Origin of the sequence: Kitasatospora sp. NPDC056327 (assembly GCF_042261735.1) — a bacterium.
Lineage (GTDB): Bacteria > Actinomycetota > Actinomycetes > Streptomycetales > Streptomycetaceae > Kitasatospora.
Genome location: NZ_JBHJRC010000014.1, coordinates 46,881 through 64,189, shown reverse-complemented (window position 1 = coordinate 64,189; position 17,309 = coordinate 46,881). Strand labels below are relative to the sequence as shown.

The following is a 17,309-nucleotide window of genomic DNA, read 5'->3' as shown; positions in this document are numbered from 1 at the left end:
CCGGGGATCCTCCCCGGGGCCGCCTTCGTCGTGTCCGCCCCCGGCGGGGGCGTCACGGTGTCACGGGCCGCCCGGAACGTCCGGGACCGCCGGGTCCGGGCCGGCCTTGGCGTCCGCCTCCAGCGGCACCGCCTGCCCGGTCGCCAGATCGGTCACCGCCCGGCCCTGCAGCGGCTGCTTCAGCTCCGCGGTCACGGTCTGCCGCCTGGCCAGGTCGGCACAGGCCTGCCCGGCCGGCACCGGTGCCGCGGTCGTCACCCGGACGTCCACCCGGCCCGGCCTCGACTCGTCCGCCTTGAGCGCGTAGCGCTGGCAGACCCCGCCGTAGAACCAGACCGTCAGCCGGCTGCCGTCCACCCGGTAGGTGATCGCCGGGTGCACCTGCCCGCCGGTGCCCGAGCCGTTCGGCGCCGGCTCGCCGACCGCGATGCCGTTGTCGCCCGAGCCCGGCGGGGTCTGCGCCGGCACCGGGGTCTGCCCCGGGCCGGTGGCACCGGCCGTCGGCCCGGGGCCGGTGGGCCGCGGGTCCGGAGTGGGGGCCGCCGGGTCGTCCGGCGGAGTGGTCACCGGGGCCGGGGCCGACGGCGCGGCCGTCGTGGCCGGGGAGCCCGGGTCCGTCGTACCGGCGGACGCGCCGGGGGAGGCGGAGGCGCTGCTCGCCGGGGCCCGCTCCGCACCGGCGGTCGCCCGGTCCGAACCGGACTCCGTCCCGCCGCCGCACCCGGCCAGGGCGAGGGCCGCCGCCAGTGCCAGGCCTGCCGCCGCCGTCGCCCGCGCCCGGCCCGAACGCCGGGGCATGGTCTCCAGATCCATCTGCACTTCCTCCCGAGGGTTCGTCGGCACGCCGTGGCGGCCGCACCGCGCGGATGTGACGTGCCCCGGTCGATTCCGGTTCCCGTCCGTCCCCGCGGCCCACGGGACCCGGTCACACGGACCCGGTGTCAGGGACCGTATTCGGGCATCGCGGCGACCAGCCGCTGCGCCCCGGAGGGAACGCGGAACCCGTTCGGGGCCGGCGCGCTCTCCGTCCCGCCGGCCGGCGGCAGCGGCCAGAACCGCCGCAGCCGGTGCGAGGAGTCCACCAGCGCGGCCAGCGAATCGCCGTCCGGGTCGCCGTGCGGGGCGGACGGGACCCGCGGCTGGGGGTGAGCAGGCATCATCGGCCATCAACTCCGATCCACCGGCGCCGCGGCGCTGCCGCCGCGGGCCTCGGCCGGGGGCCGGGGAGGCCCCTCTCCCGCGACCCTAGGCCGGGCCGACCTGGGACGACCAGGGCTACCGCCGGGTAGTACACCTTCGGGGACGACGGGTGACAGCGGACGGCCGGTATCGCACCCGCTGTCTTGCCGGGGTTCCACCCGTGCCGGGTACCGTGGGTGGGTTACACCCCCGTGCCCCATGGCCCTGCCGCCATCCAGAGGAGACCCCGTGCGTATCGCCGTCGCCGGCTCGATCGCGACCGACCACCTGATGACCTTCCCCGGCCGGTTCGCCGACCAGCTGGTCGCCGAGCAGTTGCACACCGTGTCGCTGTCCTTCCTGGTCGACACCCTGGACATCCGCCGCGGCGGCGTCGCGCCGAACATCGCCTTCGGGATGGGCGTCCTGGGCCTGCGCCCGGTCCTGGTCGGCGCGGCCGGCGCGGACTTCGCCGAGTACCGCAGCTGGCTGGAGCGCAACAACGTGGACTGCGACTCGGTCCACATCTCCGAGACCCGTCACACCGCGCGCTTCATGTGCACCACGGACGAGGACCACAACCAGATCGCCTCGTTCTACACCGGTGCCATGGCCGAGGCCCGCAACATCGAGCTCAAGCCGATCGCCGACCGCGTCGGCGGCCTCGACCTGGTGCTGATCGGTGCCGACGACCCGCAGGCGATGGTCCGCCACACGCAGGAGTGCCGCACCCGCGGCTACGCCTTCGCCGCCGACCCCTCCCAGCAGCTGGCCCGCCTCGACGGCCACGACATCCGCGAGATCGTCGACGGCGCCGCGTACCTCTTCACCAACGAGTACGAGGCCGCGCTGATCGAGTCCAAGACCGGCTGGGACGCCGAGGAGATCCTCACCCGGGTCGGCACCCGGATCACCACCCTGGGCAGCAAGGGCGTCCGGATCGACCGCAAGGGGGAGTCCCCGGTGCTGGTCGGCTGCGCCCCCGAGGCCGCCAAGGCCGACCCGACCGGTGTCGGCGACGCCTTCCGGGCCGGCTTCCTGGCCGGCCTCTCCTGGAACCTGGAGCTGGAGCGGGCCGCCCAGCTCGGCTGCATGCTCGCCACCCTGGTGATCGAGACCGTCGGCACCCAGGAGTACGAGCTGCGCCCGGCCGACTTCCTGCAGCGCTTCGTCGCCGCCTACGGCGAGGAGGCCGGCGCCGAGGTCCGGGCGCACCTGGTCAGCTGACCCGCCGCACTAGGTAGGCCGCCCCCCGGTCGCCGCCGTACCCGGCGGCCGGGGCCTCGCCCAGGTACTCCTGGCCGCGCATCCCGCACCACGCCGGGACGTCCAGCCGGGCCGCCTCGTCGTCGGCCAGCACCACGACGGTCCCGCCCACCGGCACCTCGCCGATCCGCTTCGCCAGCTCGATCACCGGCAGCGGGCACCGCTTGCCCAGCGCGTCCAGTACCAGAGCGTTCGACACCGGCGCCTCCGGCGCCGGCGGGACCGGCTCCAGACCCAGCGGGGCGCGGACGCCGGCCACCAGCTCCGGCAGCACGGCCAGGAACCGCTCGACGTCGGCCTCGGCGGCACCGAACGGCAGCGACACCCGGACGTTCCCCTCGGTGAGCACGCCCATCGCCGCCAGCACATGGCTCGGGGTCAGCGTGGACGAGGTGCACGAGGAACCCGAGGAGACCGCGAAGCCTGCCCGGTCCAGCTCGCCGAGCAGCACCTCGCCGTCGACGTAGAGGCAGGAGAAGGTGACGAGGTGCGGCAACCGGTGAACCGGGTCGCCGACCACCTCCACCTCGGGCACCAGCCGCGGCACCCGGGCCCGGATCCGCTCGACCAGCTCGTGCAGCCGGGCGTTCTCCCGCTCCGCCTCCGCCCGCACCGCCCGCAGCGAGGCCGCCGCCGCGACGACGGCCGGCACGTTGACGTACCCCGGGACCCGGCCGCCCTCGCGCTCGTCGGCCGGCAGCGGCGAGGCGTACCGGACGCCCTTGCGCACCGCGAGCACCCCGACCCCGGCCGGTCCGCCCCACTTGTGCGCGCTCGCCGTCAGCAGCGACCAGCCGGCCGGCACGTCGGCCCGCCCCGCGCTCTGCGCGGCGTCCACCAGCAGCGGCACGTCCCCGCAGCCCGCGGCCGCCTCGGCGACCGGCTGCACCGTGCCCACCTCGTGGTTGGCGGACTGCAGCACGGCGAGCGCGGTGTCCGGCCGCAGCGCCGCGGCGAAGGCGGCCGGGTCGACCCGGCCGTACCGGTCGACCGGCACCGGGGTGACCTCGCCGCCGCCGTCCAGGTGCCGCTCGGCGGTGTGCAGGACACTGGAGTGCTCGACGGCGGAGTGCACCAGGTGCCGGCCGCGGCGGCGGTTGCCGTGCAGCGCGCCCAGGACGCCGAGCTGGACGGCCTGCGTCCCGCTGGTGGTGAAGGAGATCTCGTCGGCCCGGCAGCCGAGCACCCCGGCGACGGTCTCCCGGGCGGCGTCCAGCAGCATCCGGGCCTGCCGGCCGGAGCGGTAGAGCCGGGCCGGGTCGGCCCACCCCTCGTCCAGCGCGGCGGTCAGCGCCTGCCGCGCGACGGGGTGGAGCGGTGCGGTGGAAGCCACATCGAAGTACACGCTCACATTTAACGACACTCCCGGGTGCATTCCGGCCTCCGGCGACGCCTCACCGGCCGTCAGTCGATCACCCCGAATGTCCGGATTGTTTGCATCCGACGGGGCGTCACTCGGGTTGTCCGAGGTCATCCCCCGATCGGGCGTACGGACCCCTAATGCCTAGGATGACCTGCGGCGCAGCCACCGCCGGGCCTGATCGGGTGTCCGGGCGGCGCGTTACCGGGACCTGCCCGTCAGCAGCGCATAAGGCTGGAGTAGGGTTTGGCCCGCATAAGCATTCAAACCGTGCCCGTGGACGGGTCGCCGGAGGGGGAAAGCCTCTCCGGGGCGACGCGAAGGCGGGCGAGACTTCGGGAAGGCGCTACGTGAGTCCCAACGGCTCCGACCGCTCGCCGCGGCGCACGATGCGGCGGAAGCTGCCTCAGGCGCTGGCACTGGGCCTCGTCATCGCGACCGCCACCGGCTGCTCGGCCAACGACCTCCCCAGGCTTGGCCTCCCGAGCCCCGTCACCAAGGAAGGGCCGATGGTCCTCCACATGTGGCAGGGCTCCTGGATCGCGGCGCTGGTGGTCGGCGTACTGATGTGGGGTCTGATCATCTGGAGCGTGATCTTCCACCGGCGCAGCCGCACCGGTGTGCAGATCCCCCCGCAGACCCGGTACAACGTGCCCATCGAGGCGCTCTACACCGCGGTCCCGATCATCATCGTCTCGGTCCTCTTCTACTTCGTCGCCCGCGACGAGTCGAAGCTGATCGCCGTGTCCGAGAAGCCGCAGCACACCGTCAACGTGGTGGGCTTCCAGTGGAGCTGGGCGTTCAACTACGAGAACACCGAGAATCCGGACCCGGCCAACCAGCAGGCCGCGTACGACGTGGGTACCCCCGGCCAGCCGCCGACCCTGTACCTGCCGGTCGACGAGACGGTGCAGTTCCGCCTCACCTCGCGCGACGTGATCCACGACTTCTGGCCCATCAACTTCATGATGAAGATGGACGTCGTGCCGGGCGTGGTGAACAAGTTCGAGGTCACCCCGACCGTCAAGGGTGAGTACATGGGCAAGTGCGCCGAGCTCTGCGGCGTCGACCACTCGCGCATGCTGTTCAACGTGAAGGTCGTCGACCGTGCCGAGTACGACCAGCACCTGAAGGACCTGCGGGCCAAGGGTCAGACCGGCGCGGTGCCCTCCGGCATCACGACCATGGGAAGTGAAGAGAAGTGACCATCCTCAACGAGCCCGCCGCGGCCGGCGGGGGCGCCGGGGCCGTCACGGTCGGGGCGCAGCGGACCCGCAAGCCGGGTTCCACCATCATCAAGTGGCTCACCACCACCGACCACAAGACGATCGGCACGCTGTACCTGGGCACGTCGTTCGCCTTCTTCCTGATCGGTGGCGTCCTCGCCCTGGTCATGCGCGCCGAGCTGGCTCGTCCCGGGACCCAGATCCTGTCGAACGAGCAGTTCAACCAGGCGTTCACGATGCACGGCACGGTCATGCTGCTGATGTTCGCGACGCCGCTGTTCGCCGGTTTCGCGAACTGGATCATGCCGCTGCAGATCGGCGCCCCGGACGTCGCCTTCCCGCGTCTGAACATGTTCGCCTACTGGCTGTACCTGTTCGGCTCGCTGATCGCGGTGGCCGGCTTCCTCACCCCGCAGGGCGCCGCCGACTTCGGCTGGTTCGCCTACGCGCCGCTGTCCGACGCGGTCCGTTCGCCGGGCATCGGCGCCGACATGTGGATCATGGGCCTCGCCTTCTCCGGCTTCGGCACCATCCTGGGCGCGGTCAACTTCATCACCACGATCATCTGCATGCGCGCGCCCGGCATGACGATGTTCCGGATGTCGATCTTCGTCTGGAACGTCCTGCTGACCGCGGTGCTGGTCCTGCTGGCCTTCCCGGTGCTGGCCGCCGCGCTGTTCGCCCTGGAGGCGGACCGCAAGTTCGGTGCGCACGTCTTCGACCCGGCCAACGGCGGAGCGCTGCTCTGGCAGCACCTGTTCTGGTTCTTCGGTCACCCCGAGGTGTACATCATCGCGCTGCCGTTCTTCGGCATCGTGTCGGAGATCATCCCGGTCTTCAGCCGCAAGCCGATGTTCGGCTACTCCGGCCTGATCGCGGCCACCATCGCGATCGCCGGTCTGTCCGTGACGGTGTGGGCCCACCACATGTACGTCACCGGACAAGTGCTGCTGCCGTTCTTCTCCTTCATGACCTTCCTCATCGCCGTCCCGACCGGTGTGAAGTTCTTCAACTGGGTCGGCACCATGTGGAAGGGTTCGCTGAGCTTCGAGACCCCGATGCTCTGGACCGTCGGCTTCCTGGTCACCTTCCTCTTCGGCGGTCTGACCGGTGTCCTGCTGGCCTCCCCGCCGATCGACTTCCACGTCTCGGACTCGTACTTCGTCGTCGCCCACTTCCACTACGTGGTCTTCGGTACCGTCGTCTTCGCGATGTTCGCCGGCTTCCACTTCTGGTGGCCGAAGATGACCGGCAAGATGCTGGACGAGCGCCTCGGCAAGATCACCTTCTGGACGCTGTTCTTCGGCTTCCACACCACCTTCCTGGTGCAGCACTGGCTCGGCGCGGAGGGCATGCCCCGCCGCTACGCCGACTACCTGGCCGCGGACGGGTTCACCACGCTGAACACCATCTCGACCATCGGCTCGTTCCTGCTCGGCCTGTCGATCCTGCCGTTCCTCTACAACGTCTGGAAGACCGCGAAGTACGGCGAGAAGGTCGAGGTGGACGACCCGTGGGGCTACGGCCGCTCGCTGGAGTGGGCGACCTCCTGCCCGCCGCCGCGGCACAACTTCCTCACGCTGCCCCGGATCCGCTCCGAATCCCCGGCCTTCGACCTCCACTACCCGGAGATCGCCGCGCTGGACTACCTGGAGAACCACGGTGAGCCGGCCAAGCACCTCGCCGGCGTGACGCCCGCGAAGTACGACGCCCCGCAGCTGGGCAAGGGCAAGAAGGAGGGCGACGTCTGATGAAGGAACAGGGAAAGATCTTCCTGGGCCTGTCGGTCTTCGTGCTGGCCATGGCCATCACCTACGGCCTGTGGACCAACAACTCCGAGCACGGCATCGAGGCCGCCGGCACCACGGCGCTGTTCCTCGCCTTCTCGCTCTGCGCGTTCATCGGGTACTACCTCGCCTTCACCGCCCGCCGGGTGGACAGCGGCGCGGGTGACAACCCCGAGGCCGAGGTCGCGGACGACTCCGGCGAGCTGGGCTTCTTCGCCCCGCACAGCTGGCAGCCGCTCTCGCTGGCGATCGGCGGCGCGCTCGCCTTCCTCGGCGTGATCTTCGGCTGGTGGCTGATGTTCTGGTCGCTCCCGATCATCCTGATCGGCCTCTTCGGCTGGGTCTTCGAGTTCTACCGGGGCGAGAACCAGAACCAGTAGGCACTGGCTCCCCTCGCACGGGGCCGGTCGTTCCGCACGGGACGGCCGGCCCTTTTGCGTCCCCGGAGTGACGGCCTCACCCTGCCGGCCCAACGGGGCCCCGTTCGGTTGTCGCTCCACCGGCGGCGGTTCCTACGATCTGACCAATCGTGCGAAACCCCGGGAGGCGGTCATGGCCGACAGGCGCGGAATCGCGGGTCTCGGCGGCATCACGCTGGCCCTCGTCGTACTGGTCCCGCTGGCCGGCTGCACCTCCGGCGGCGAGGAGGTCACGGACGCCGCCCGCAGGGTCGACGCCGCCCGGCTGGTGCACCTCTCCGCCACCGACGGGGCGGATCCCTCGCAGCCCCTGACGGTGACCGCCGAGCCGGGCAGCCGGCTCACCGACGTCACCGTGGTCGGCCCGGACGGGCGGGTGGTCGCGGGCAGCCTCTCGGACGACCAGACCAGCTGGCGGACCACCGGCCGGCTGAAGGCCGCCACCGCCTACACGGTGCGGATCGCCGCCGACGACGGCCACGGCGGCCGCGGCGAGACCACCGCCGGCTTCTCCACCCTGGCCGCCCAGCACCTGCTGACCGCGGTGCTCGGCCCGGACTCCTCCGGCAGCGGCGTCTACGGGGTGGGCCAGCCGCTCACCGTCCGGCTCTCCGAGCCGGTCAAGGACCCGCAGGCCCGCCAGGAGGTGGAGCGGGCGCTGACCGTGACCTCGCAGCCCGCCGTCACCGGCGGCTGGTACTGGGTGGACGACCGCAACCTGCACTTCCGGCCCGAGGAGTACTGGCCCACCGGCACCGCCGTCGGCCTGGTCTTCGAGGCGACCGGAGGCCGGATCTCCGACGGACTCTACGGCGGCGACCGGGCCGCGCTGGCGCTGAGGATCGGCGAGCGGGTCGAGACGGTGGTGGACGCGGCCGCGCACGAGCTGACCCTCAAGCGGGGCGGCCAGGTGGTGCGGACGATGCCGGTCACCACCGGCAAGCCCGGCTTCGACACCCGCAACGGCGTCAAGGTGGTGCTGGGCCAGGAGCGCAAGGTGAGGATGAGCGGCGAGACGATCGGCATAGCGGCCGGCAGCGAGGAGGCCTACGACCTCGACGTCGAGTGGGCCACCCGGGTCACCTGGAGCGGCGAGTACGTGCACGCGGCGCCCTGGTCGGTCGGTTCCCAGGGGATCGAGAACGTCAGCCACGGCTGTACCGGGATGAGTACCGAGAACGCCCGCTGGTTCTACCAGAACACCAGGGTGGGGGACCTGGTGACGGTGGTGAACAGCCGGGGCAAGGGCATGGAGCCGTTCGGCAACGGCTTCGGGGACTGGAACATCGCCTGGAGCGACTGGATCGGGCACAGCGCCCTGGGGCAGCCCGTCAGCACCGCCACCCCGGCCACCCGGGCCCCGGCCGGCGGGATGATCGCCCCGCAGCTCTGAGCGCCCCGGTGCGGTCCCGCCGGGGCCCCGCGGGTCAGTCCTCCGCGGCGCCGTCCGCGTAGGCCACCCGCAGCGCGTTGTCCGCGGCGCCCAGCGCGTCCGCGAGCGGCACCCCGAGCCGCCGGACCCGCTCGGCGTACTCGGCGGCGGCCGCGGCGGCCAGCCGGTGCGCGGAGTCACCGACGGCGGCGATCAGGGTGCCGCGCCGGCCGTGGGTCTCCACCACTCCGTCGGCCTCCAGCTCCCGGTAGGCGCGGGCGACCGTCCCGGCGGCCAGTCCGAGCCGCTCGGCCAGCGCGCGGACGGTGGGCAGCCGCAGCCCGGTCGCCAGCTCGCCGCTGCGGGCCTGCTCGGCGATCTGGGCACGGATCTGCTCGTACGGGGGAGTGCCGGAGGCCTGGTCGACGGAGAGTTGCACGGTGGGCTCCTGACGTTCGCTGGGTGGGCTCCGGCGGGGGCGGGCGCCGCCGGACACGGGACGGGAAAGCCCGAGGGCCGCCGACCAGGAGAACTCTGGTCGGCGGCCCTCGGGCGTGGCGGTGCGGACGGGATCAGTGGTGGCCGTGGCCGCTGGTGATCTCGTGGTGCTCGTCGGCGGTGGGCTTGGGGATCTGGCTGCCCTCGCCGTAGAAGCCGCGGGAGAGCTTGGCACGGGTCCGGCCGAGCACGCCGGCCTTGCGGGCCACGCCGTTCTCGTCGGTCTCGGCCGGCAGCTCGTACGGCTCCACCTGCTCGTGCGCGGTGAGCGTGTGCAGGTCCTTCTGCGGCAGCTGGGCGTGCACCTCGATGAACTCGCCGTGCGGCAGGCGCTTGATGACGCCGGTCTCGCGGCCGTGCAGCACCTTCTCCTTGTCACGGCGCTGGAGGCCGAGGCACCAGCGCTTGGTGATGATGAAGACGAGCACCGGGATCACGAACATGCCCACGCGGACGAAGTAGGTGACCGAGTTGATCGACAGGTGCAGGTGGGTGGCGAACAGGTCGTTGCCACCGGCCACCAGCAGGACCAGGTAGAGGCTGATCCAGGCGGCACCCAGGCCGGTGCGGACCGGGGCGTTGCGCGGACGGTCCAGGATGTGGTGCTCGCGCTTGTCGCCGGTGATCCAGCCCTCGATGAAGGGGTAGACCGCGATCGCGACGAGGACCAGCGGGAAGATCATCAGCGGGACGAAGACACCCAGGTTCAGGGTGTGGCCCCACAGACCGATCTCCCAGCCCGGCATGATGCGGACCAGACCCTCGGAGAAGCCCATGTACCAGTCGGGCTGGGCGTCCGTGGACACCTGGTCCGGACGGTACGGGCCGACCGACCAGATCGGGTTGATCGTGGCGATCGCCGAGATGGCGGCGATGATGCCGAAGACCAGGAAGAAGAAGCCACCGGCCTTGGCCATGTAGACCGGCATCAGCGGCATGCCGACGACGTTCTTCTCGGTCTTGCCCGGGCCCGCCCACTGGGTGTGCTTGTGGTAGAAGACCAGGATCAGGTGCGCCACCAGCAGGCCGAGCATGATGCCCGGGATCAGCAGCACGTGGATGGTGAAGAACCGCGGCACGATGTCGTGGCCGGGGAACTCGCCGCCGAACAGGAACATCTGGATGTACGTGCCGACCAGCGGGACCGCGAGGATCGCGCCTTCCATGAACCGGATACCGGTGCCGGAGAGCAGGTCGTCGGGCAGCGAGTAGCCGAAGAAGCCGTCGAACATGCCCAGGACCAGCAGCAGGAAGCCGAAGACCCAGTTGATCTCGCGGGGCTTGCGGAACGCGCCCGTGAAGAAGACGCGCAGCATGTGCACGAGCATCGCCGCGACGAAGACCAGGGCGGCCCAGTGGTGGATCTGGCGGATCAGCAGACCGCCGCGCACCTCGAAGCTGATGTCGACGGTCGAGGCGTAGGCCTCGGACATCGGGAGGCCCTTGAGCGGGATGTAGGACCCGTCGTAGATGACCTCGCCCATCGAGGGCTTGAAGAACAGCGTCAGGTAGACGCCGGTCAGGATGATGATGATGAAGGTGTAGAGGCAGATCTCGCCCAGCATGAAGGACCAGTGGTCCGGGAAGATCTTCCGCAGGTTGGCCTTGGCGAGGGAGTAGATCCCCAGCCGGCCGTCCGTCCAGTCCGCCGCCTGCTCCCACTTGTTCGCGGGCTTGGCACGCGTGCTGGCGGGCTTGGCGGCACCGGAGGTGGTGCTGCTGCTCATCGAGCACGCTCCCAGTAGCTCGGACCGACGGGCTCGTCGAAGTCGCCGTGGGCGACCAGGAAGCCCTTCTCGTCAGTGGTGATCTTCAGCTGCGGCAGCGGGTGGCCGGCCGGGCCGAAGATGACGCGCGCGCCGTCCGCCAGGTCGAAGGTCGACTGGTGGCAGGGGCAGAGCGCGTGGTGGGTCTGCTGCTCGTACAGGCTGATCGGGCAGCCGACGTGGGTGCAGATCTTGGAGTAGGCGAGGATGCCCTCGAAGCCCAGCTCCTTGGACTTCTCGTCCTTGATGTCCTCCGGCGCGATGCGCACCAGCATGAGGGCGTCCTTGGCGATGCGCTGCTGGAAGTCCTCGGAGTGCGTGGTGAGGCCCTCGGGCATCGCGAAGGACAGCGAGCCCTGGGTGATGTCCTCGGGCTTCATCGGCAGGTTGGTGTTCATGTTGATGAGCGCCAGGGGCTTGGCCTCGGTGGCCTCGTCCCAGCCGGTGTGCTCCAGCTTGTCCTCGGGCAGCGGGCCCAGGTCGCGGAGCAGGACCACGCCGGAGAGCGGGACCAGCGCCATCGAACCGATGAGGGTGTTGCGGATCATCTTGCGGCGGCCGAAGCCGGACTCCGCGGCACCGGTCCTGAACTGCTCGATGACGTCCGCGCGGACCTCGTCGTCGGCCTCGATCGGGTGACGCTCGGCCGGGATCTCGTGGTCCGACATCAGGGTGCGGGCCCAGTGGACCGCGCCCGCGCCGATGAGGAAGAGCGCCACGCCCAGGGTCATGCCGAGCGCGAAGTTCAGCGCGCTGACGTGGCCCAGCGGCCAGATGTAGACGATCTTGTCCGGGTCGATGGCCACGTACGAGGCGATGAAGCCGACGGTGGCGATCATCGACAGGACGAACATCAGCGACACCTGGCGCTCGGCCCGCTTGGCGGCCCGCTCGTCGATGTCGGTGCGGCGCGGCTCGTGGGCCGGCAGTCCGGGGTCGGCGAACGGGTCGCCGTGGGCTGCCACGTCGTGGTGCCCGGCGGAGCCGTGGGACTCCGGAAGCTTCTCTTCTGACATGTCCTGGCTCATGACTTCTTGGCCTTGGTGGTGTGGGCGGCGACCCAGATCGCGACCGCGATGAGCGCGCCGAGACCGAAGATCCAGCCGAACAGACCCTCGGTCACCGGACCGAGGCTGCCGAGCGTGAGACCACCGGGGTTCGGCTCATCGTTGGTGGTGTGGCGGACGAAGGCCACGATCTGCTTCTTCTGCTCCTCGGGCATGATCCCGTCCGGGAACGACGGCATGTTCTGCGGGCCGGTCTGCATGGCCTCGTAGATGTGCTTGGCGTCCACGCCCTCCAGCGACGGGGCGTACTTGCCCTGGGTCAGGGCGCCGCCCTGGCCGGAGAAGTTGTGGCACTGGGCACAGTTGGTGCGGAACAGCTCGCCGCCCTTGGACAGGTCCTCGGGGTTGGTCGAGGTGTACTGCTCCTCGGTCGGCGTGACCGGACCGGGGCCGAGCGAGGCGACGAAGGCGGCGAGCTGGTCGATCTCCGCCTGCGAGTAGATGTTCTTCTTCTTCGGCACCTGGGCGCCGGGCTGCTGGGCCGGCATGCGGCCGGTGCCCACCTGGAAGTCGACCGCGGCGGAGCCGACGCCGACCACGCTCGGGCCGTCGCTGCTGCCTTCGCCGTTCAGGCCGTGGCAGGAGGAGCAGCCCACGGCGAAGAGCTTCTTGCCCTCATCGATCGCGAGCGACTGCGCGGAGACGTCGGCCTGCGCCTTGCCGGCGGGCGCGAACGCGGCGTACAGCCCCCCGGTTGCCGCCAGGGCGAGAAGTAGGACGACCAGCGCCGCCAGTGGGTGGCGCCGTCGTGCGGAGAGCTTTTTCACGGAATAACCCCGGTGTCAGGATCTGGTCGACTGGTGGGTGCACCCGGCGGCCGGTCTGGCCGGCACGAGGCCGCCGTCTAGGGCTGCGCGCGCGGTCGGTCGGTGGGAGCGTCGCCACCGGCGAAATCGGGCCGTCGCCGGTGAGGGCGGGACCCGAGGCCGGTGGCCAGCGACCTGATCAGCTGGTTACTTGATCAGGTAGATGGTCGCGAACAGGCCGATCCACACGACATCGACGAAGTGCCAGTAGTACGACACCACGATCGCGGCGGTGGCCTGCTCGTGCGTGAAGCGCTTGGCTGCGTAGGTCCGTCCCAGGACCAGCAGGAAGGCGATCAGACCACCCGTCACGTGCAGACCGTGGAAGCCGGTGGTCAGGTAGAACACCGTGCCGTACGGGTCGGAGGACAGCGAGAGGCCGTCCTTCTTGACCAGCTCGGTGTACTCGAAGATCTGGCCGCCGATGAAGATCGCGCCCATCACGAAGGTGATGATGAACCACGAGCGGAGCTTCTTCACGTCCCCGCGCTCGGCGGCGAAGACACCGAGCTGGCAGGTGAGCGAGGAGAGCACCAGGATCGTGGTGTTGACCGAGGAGAACGGCACGTTGAGGGCGTGCGCCTTCTCGGTCCAGAACTCCGGCCCCTTGACGGAGCGGAGCGTGAAGTACATCGCGAAGAGGGCCGCGAAGAACATCAACTCGGAACTGAGCCAGACGATCGTTCCGACGCTGACCATGTTCGGCCGGTTGACCGATCCGTGCGCGTGCCCGGTTTCTACTGCTGTTGCTGTCGCCACGACGGACATTATGTCGGTCCCTTATTCCGTCTTCACGCCGGGGGGTGTCCCTCGGAGTGTCCGGTGCGTGCGGTATGCCCCCCTGGTGGCCGACGGGCCGTCCGGACCGTGGCTGAGCAGCGGCGTGTCCCTTTTCTGACGGTTCCTCGAAGGCCCTTTCGAGGGCCCCGGCGGCGTGTCGGGGCGGCTCCGGGGAGCCCCCGGTAGTAAGGGGGGAGACCACCCGTCCGCCGTACGGGTGGTCTGTGCGGACGGGGGTGACGCGCCCTGCTCCGCCCGGACCAGTCGGGGGCACGGCGGCTTGAGAACGATCGCGCGGGAGTGGCTCGGCGGCGGGTGATCGGGAGTAGCATCCGGGGAGAGGCGAACGTGGTCCGGATCACACGTGAGGGAGCAGGCCCATGGCGAACACCGCCGACGAGACGCTGACCGTTCTCGTCTACAGCCACGACCGCACCACCCGCGAGCAGGTGCTGACCGCACTGGGCCGGCGGCCCGCGGAGGACCTCCCGGAGCTGGAGTACCTGGAGTGCGCCACCACCCCCGCGGTGCTCAAGGCGCTGGAGAAGGGCGGCGTGGACCTCTGCGTCCTGGACGGCGAGGCGGTGCCGGTCGGCGGACTCGGGCTCGCCCGGCAGCTGAAGGACGAGATCTACGGCTGCCCGCCGCTGCTGGCGCTGATCGGCCGGCCGCAGGACTCCTGGCTGGCGGCCTGGAGCCGGGCCGACGCCGCGATCTCCCGGCCGGTGGACCCGGTGGCGATGGCCGGTGCCGTCGCGACCCTGCTGCGGGCCCGGCTCGCCAAGCGGGCGCCGGCCGCCCGGTAGCCGTCCCCGCAGGCGGTCCGGCGTCCCGCTCCCCGCGGGCGGTCCGGCACCCCGCGTCCCGCCCCGCGTCTCAGTACAAGAGAAGAAGGGTGAACGGCGAGGACCCGGCACCCCGCCGCTCGATAGGCTGACTCCATCCTTATGACCTTCCCCGCCCGCGGGGAGCGAGAGCTGGAGTCAGCCATGGTGAACGTGCACCCTGCGAACGGCGGTAGCGACCCCGCGCAGGTGGTCCGCTCCTGGCCGGACATCCTGTCGGCGCTGCTGCGGGGGGAGGACCTCGACCGCTCGGCCACCGCGTGGGCGATGGACCGGATCATGAGCGGGGAGGCCTCCCCGGTGCAGATCGCCGGGTTCATGGTCGCACTGCGGGCCAAGGGCGAGACGGTCGACGAGATCTCCGGTCTGGTCGACTCGATGTACGCGCACGCCGAGCCGCTGGACATCCCCGGACCGGCGGTGGACATCGTCGGCACCGGCGGCGACCGGGCCAAGACGGTGAACATCTCGACCATGTCGGCGATCGTCGCCGCGGCGGCCGGCGCCAAGGTGGTCAAGCACGGCAACCGGGCCGCCTCCTCGTCCAGCGGCTCCTCGGACGTGCTGGAGAAGCTGGGCATCCGCCTGGACCTCCGGCCGCGCCGGGTCGCCGAGGTCGCCGAGGAGGTCGGGCTGACCTTCTGTTTCGCGGCGACCTTCCACCCCTCGATGCGGCACGCCGGTCCGGCCCGCAGCGAGCTCGGGGTGCCGACCGCCTTCAACATCCTCGGCCCGCTCACCAATCCGGCCCGGGTGACGGCGCACGCCGTGGGCTGCTTCGACACCCGGCTGGCCGGGCTGATCGCCGGCGTGCTGGCGCGGCGCGGTGCGAGCGCGCTGGTCTTCCGGGGCGACGACGGCCTGGACGAGCTGACCATCACCACGACCTCGCGGGTCTGGGTGGTGCGGGACGGCGCCGTCACCGAGACCTCCTTCGACCCGCGCGAGGTCGGCATCGAGCCGGTCGGGATCGAGACGCTGCGCGGCGGCGACCCGGCGTACAACGCGGAGGTCGCGCGCCGGATGCTGGCCGGGGAGCACGGGCCGGTCCGGGACGCGGTGCTGCTGAACTCGGCCGCCGCGCTGGTGGCCCTGGATCCGACCGGCGCGCCGCTCGCCGAGCAGCTCGCGGCGGCCATGCGGCGCACGGCCGCGGCCGTGGACTCGGGTGCGGCGCGCGATCTGCTGAAGCACTGGTCGGAGGCCACCGCACGGGTGTGACACGGGAGTCGGGGGCCCGTCGGGAGTTGTCCCGGCGGGCCCTTCCGGATGTCGGGAGGCTGTCCGGGATGTGGACACCCGTTTGACCACGGGACGGACGCGACCTAGAGTCTTCGCCAGGTCATGAGCGACAGCGTCAAGCCCCAGCTGGCTGTCCGGCAACCCTCCGTCCGTGGCGGGGTGCCCTGGGTGAGGACCGGGTCACACGGCAATCCGTCCGTGTGGCAAGCGCGGACGCCGGACTGCACGCACTCCCGGGGTCCCTCGACCCGTAGAAGGAGTGCATCCCCATGTCCCTCTCCGCCCAGTCCTCGACCGCCGCCGTTCGTCCGGCCCGCTCCGGGCAGTCCGCCCCGGGCGCCCCGCTCGCCGTCCTCGGCCACGACGTCGAGGTCCCGCTCGCCAACGGCGAGAAGGTCGGCTACGCGGCCCTGGACTACGCAGCCAGCTCCCCGGCGCTGCAGCGGGTCTGGGACGACGTCGCCGCCTACGCCCCCTACTACGGCAGCGTGCACCGCGGCGCCGGCTACCTGTCGCAGCTCTCCACCGACCTGTTCGAGCAGAGCCGCCGCACCGTCGCCGAGTTCCTGGACCTGCGCGAGGGCGACCAGGTGGTCTTCACCCGGGCCACCACCGACTCGCTGAACCTGCTGGCCGGCGCCGTCCCGGCCGGGACGCAGGTGTTCGCCTTCGAGACCGAGCACCACGCCTCGCTGCTGCCCTGGGCGCACGCCGGCCTGGTCGTCACCTACCTGCGCGCCCCTCGCTCGCACGCCGAGGCGGTCGCCGCCTTCGACGCCGCGCTGGCCGCGGCGCCCGAGGGCCCGAAGCTGCTCTGCGTCACCGGCGCCTCGAACGTCACCGGCGAGCTCTGGCCGGTCGCCGAGCTGACCCGGACCGCCCACCGGTACGGCGCCCGGGTGGTGCTGGACGCCGCGCAGCTGGCCCCGCACCACCGGGTCTCGGTGCGCGAGCTGGACGTCGACTGGATCGCCTTCTCCGGGCACAAGCTGTACGCGCCGTTCGGCGCCGGGGTGCTGGCCGGCCGGGCCGACTGGCTGGACGAGGCCGACCCGTACCTGGCCGGCGGCGGTGCCACCCGCACGGTGGCCCGGGAGACCGACGGCTCGGTGGCCGTCCAGTGGCACACCGGCCCGGCCCGGCACGAGGCCGGCTCGCCCAACGTCATCGGTGTCTACGCGATCGCCTCGGCCTGCAAGGCGCTCACCGAGGCCGGGTTCGACGGGCTGGAGACCCGTGAGCGGGCGCTGATCGCGCGGCTGAAGGCGGGGCTGGCGGAGGTTCCCGAGGTCCGGGTGCTCAACCTGTTCGGCGACGACTCGGACCGGGTGGGCGTGCTCTCCTTCGTCGTCCGGGGCTGGAACAGCTCGCACTTCTCCGCCGCGCTGTCCGCCGAGTACGGCATCGGCGTCCGCGACGGCCTGTTCTGTGCCCACCCGCTGGTGCGGACCCTGCTCGGCGACGAGGAGGCCGCGCCGTCGGAGTGCGGCGCGCCGGAGCCGTCGCTGCCGGGCGAGCGCAGCCTCAACGCGATCCGGGTGAGCTTCGGTGCCGGCACCCCGGACGAGCACGTGGACCGGTTCCTGACCGCCGTCCGCGAGCTGGTCACGGACGGCGCGGCCTGGACCTACCGCAACGAGGGCGGCCGCTGCGTCGCGGACACCCGCCGCGAGGGCTGAGGGCCGCCGGTCCGTCC

16 protein-coding genes and 1 riboswitch are annotated in these 17,309 nt (G+C 71.5%); of the genes, 8 read left to right on the top strand and 8 right to left on the bottom strand.

Going from position 1 to position 17,309, the window contains the following annotated elements:
- Positions 1–60: 60 nt before the first annotated feature.
- A complete protein-coding gene (locus ACFCX4_RS04085) occupies positions 61–813 on the bottom strand; it encodes a hypothetical protein (RefSeq protein WP_376138750.1) in 753 nt (250 codons plus the stop codon).
- Positions 814–941: 128 nt separating this feature from the next.
- Entirely contained in the window at positions 942–1,157 is a 216-nt protein-coding gene (locus ACFCX4_RS04080; protein ID WP_376138748.1) for a hypothetical protein, read from the bottom strand.
- Between the two features lie 271 nt (positions 1,158–1,428).
- Here ACFCX4_RS04080 and ACFCX4_RS04075 point away from each other — a divergent pair, with 271 nt between their 5' ends.
- Complete coding sequence (locus tag ACFCX4_RS04075; RefSeq protein WP_376138746.1) at positions 1,429–2,406, top strand: carbohydrate kinase family protein; 978 nt, start codon at positions 1,429–1,431, stop codon at positions 2,404–2,406.
- On the opposite strand, the gene ACFCX4_RS04070 is transcribed toward ACFCX4_RS04075, so the two are convergent.
- The gene (locus ACFCX4_RS04070) at positions 2,399–3,820 is read right to left on the bottom strand and encodes a cysteine desulfurase/sulfurtransferase TusA family protein (RefSeq protein ID WP_376138744.1); all 1,422 of its coding nucleotides are present in this window, start codon (positions 3,818–3,820) and stop codon (positions 2,399–2,401) included. The genes ACFCX4_RS04075 and ACFCX4_RS04070 overlap by 8 nt on opposite strands.
- Before the next feature lie 335 nt (positions 3,821–4,155).
- Here ACFCX4_RS04070 and coxB point away from each other — a divergent pair, with 335 nt between their 5' ends.
- The 4 genes from coxB to ACFCX4_RS04050 all read left to right on the top strand — a co-directional run bounded on the left by coxB (position 4,156) and on the right by ACFCX4_RS04050 (position 8,630).
- Positions 4,156–5,010, top strand: a complete 855-nt coding sequence (coxB, locus tag ACFCX4_RS04065; RefSeq protein ID WP_376138742.1) for a cytochrome c oxidase subunit II — start codon at positions 4,156–4,158, stop codon at positions 5,008–5,010.
- Positions 5,007–6,782, top strand: coding sequence for a cytochrome c oxidase subunit I (ctaD, locus tag ACFCX4_RS04060; RefSeq protein WP_376138740.1), 1,776 nt, complete (start codon positions 5,007–5,009; stop codon positions 6,780–6,782). Before coxB ends, ctaD begins: the two co-directional genes overlap by 4 nt.
- The gene (locus tag ACFCX4_RS04055) at positions 6,782–7,198 is read left to right on the top strand and encodes a cytochrome c oxidase subunit 4 (protein ID WP_376138738.1); all 417 of its coding nucleotides are present in this window, start codon (positions 6,782–6,784) and stop codon (positions 7,196–7,198) included. Before ctaD ends, ACFCX4_RS04055 begins: the two co-directional genes overlap by 1 nt.
- Positions 7,199–7,370: 172 nt before the next feature.
- Positions 7,371–8,630 carry an Ig-like domain-containing protein gene (locus ACFCX4_RS04050; protein WP_376138737.1) on the top strand — a complete coding sequence of 420 codons (1,260 nt, stop codon included), beginning with the start codon at positions 7,371–7,373 and terminating at the stop codon, positions 8,628–8,630.
- A gap of 34 nt (positions 8,631–8,664) precedes the next feature.
- Here ACFCX4_RS04050 and ACFCX4_RS04045 read toward each other — a convergent pair whose 3' ends face one another.
- The 5 genes from ACFCX4_RS04045 to ACFCX4_RS04025 all read right to left on the bottom strand — a co-directional run bounded on the left by ACFCX4_RS04045 (position 8,665) and on the right by ACFCX4_RS04025 (position 13,514).
- Positions 8,665–9,048, bottom strand: a complete 384-nt coding sequence (locus ACFCX4_RS04045) for a GntR family transcriptional regulator (protein WP_376138735.1) — start codon at positions 9,046–9,048, stop codon at positions 8,665–8,667.
- A 133-nt stretch (positions 9,049–9,181) separates the two neighbouring features.
- Positions 9,182–10,834, bottom strand: coding sequence for a cytochrome bc complex cytochrome b subunit (locus tag ACFCX4_RS04040; protein ID WP_376138733.1), 1,653 nt, complete (start codon positions 10,832–10,834; stop codon positions 9,182–9,184).
- Positions 10,831–11,901, bottom strand: coding sequence for a Rieske 2Fe-2S domain-containing protein (locus ACFCX4_RS04035; protein WP_376138731.1), 1,071 nt, complete (start codon positions 11,899–11,901; stop codon positions 10,831–10,833). The genes ACFCX4_RS04040 and ACFCX4_RS04035 overlap by 4 nt, the downstream gene beginning before the upstream one ends.
- Positions 11,898–12,707, bottom strand: coding sequence for a c-type cytochrome (locus tag ACFCX4_RS04030; protein ID WP_376138729.1), 810 nt, complete (start codon positions 12,705–12,707; stop codon positions 11,898–11,900). Before ACFCX4_RS04030 ends, ACFCX4_RS04035 begins: the two co-directional genes overlap by 4 nt.
- A gap of 186 nt (positions 12,708–12,893) precedes the next feature.
- Positions 12,894–13,514: a heme-copper oxidase subunit III gene (locus ACFCX4_RS04025; RefSeq protein ID WP_350566761.1), complete on the bottom strand. Its 621-nt coding sequence runs from the start codon at positions 13,512–13,514 to the stop codon at positions 12,894–12,896.
- Positions 13,515–13,906: 392 nt separating this feature from the next.
- Between ACFCX4_RS04025 and ACFCX4_RS04020 the strand changes: the two genes are divergently transcribed.
- The 3 genes from ACFCX4_RS04020 (at position 13,907) to ACFCX4_RS04010 (ending at position 17,292) form a co-directional block, all read left to right on the top strand.
- Positions 13,907–14,332, top strand: coding sequence for a hypothetical protein (locus ACFCX4_RS04020; RefSeq protein ID WP_376138727.1), 426 nt, complete (start codon positions 13,907–13,909; stop codon positions 14,330–14,332).
- A 183-nt stretch (positions 14,333–14,515) separates the two neighbouring features.
- A complete protein-coding gene (gene trpD, locus ACFCX4_RS04015; protein WP_376138725.1) occupies positions 14,516–15,592 on the top strand; it encodes an anthranilate phosphoribosyltransferase in 1,077 nt (358 codons plus the stop codon).
- A gap of 119 nt (positions 15,593–15,711) precedes the next feature.
- Positions 15,712–15,829, top strand: a riboswitch (SAM riboswitch).
- A 53-nt stretch (positions 15,830–15,882) separates the two neighbouring features.
- Positions 15,883–17,292, top strand: a complete 1,410-nt coding sequence (locus ACFCX4_RS04010; protein WP_376138723.1) for an aminotransferase class V-fold PLP-dependent enzyme — start codon at positions 15,883–15,885, stop codon at positions 17,290–17,292.
- The last annotated feature ends 17 nt before the right edge of the window (positions 17,293–17,309 follow it).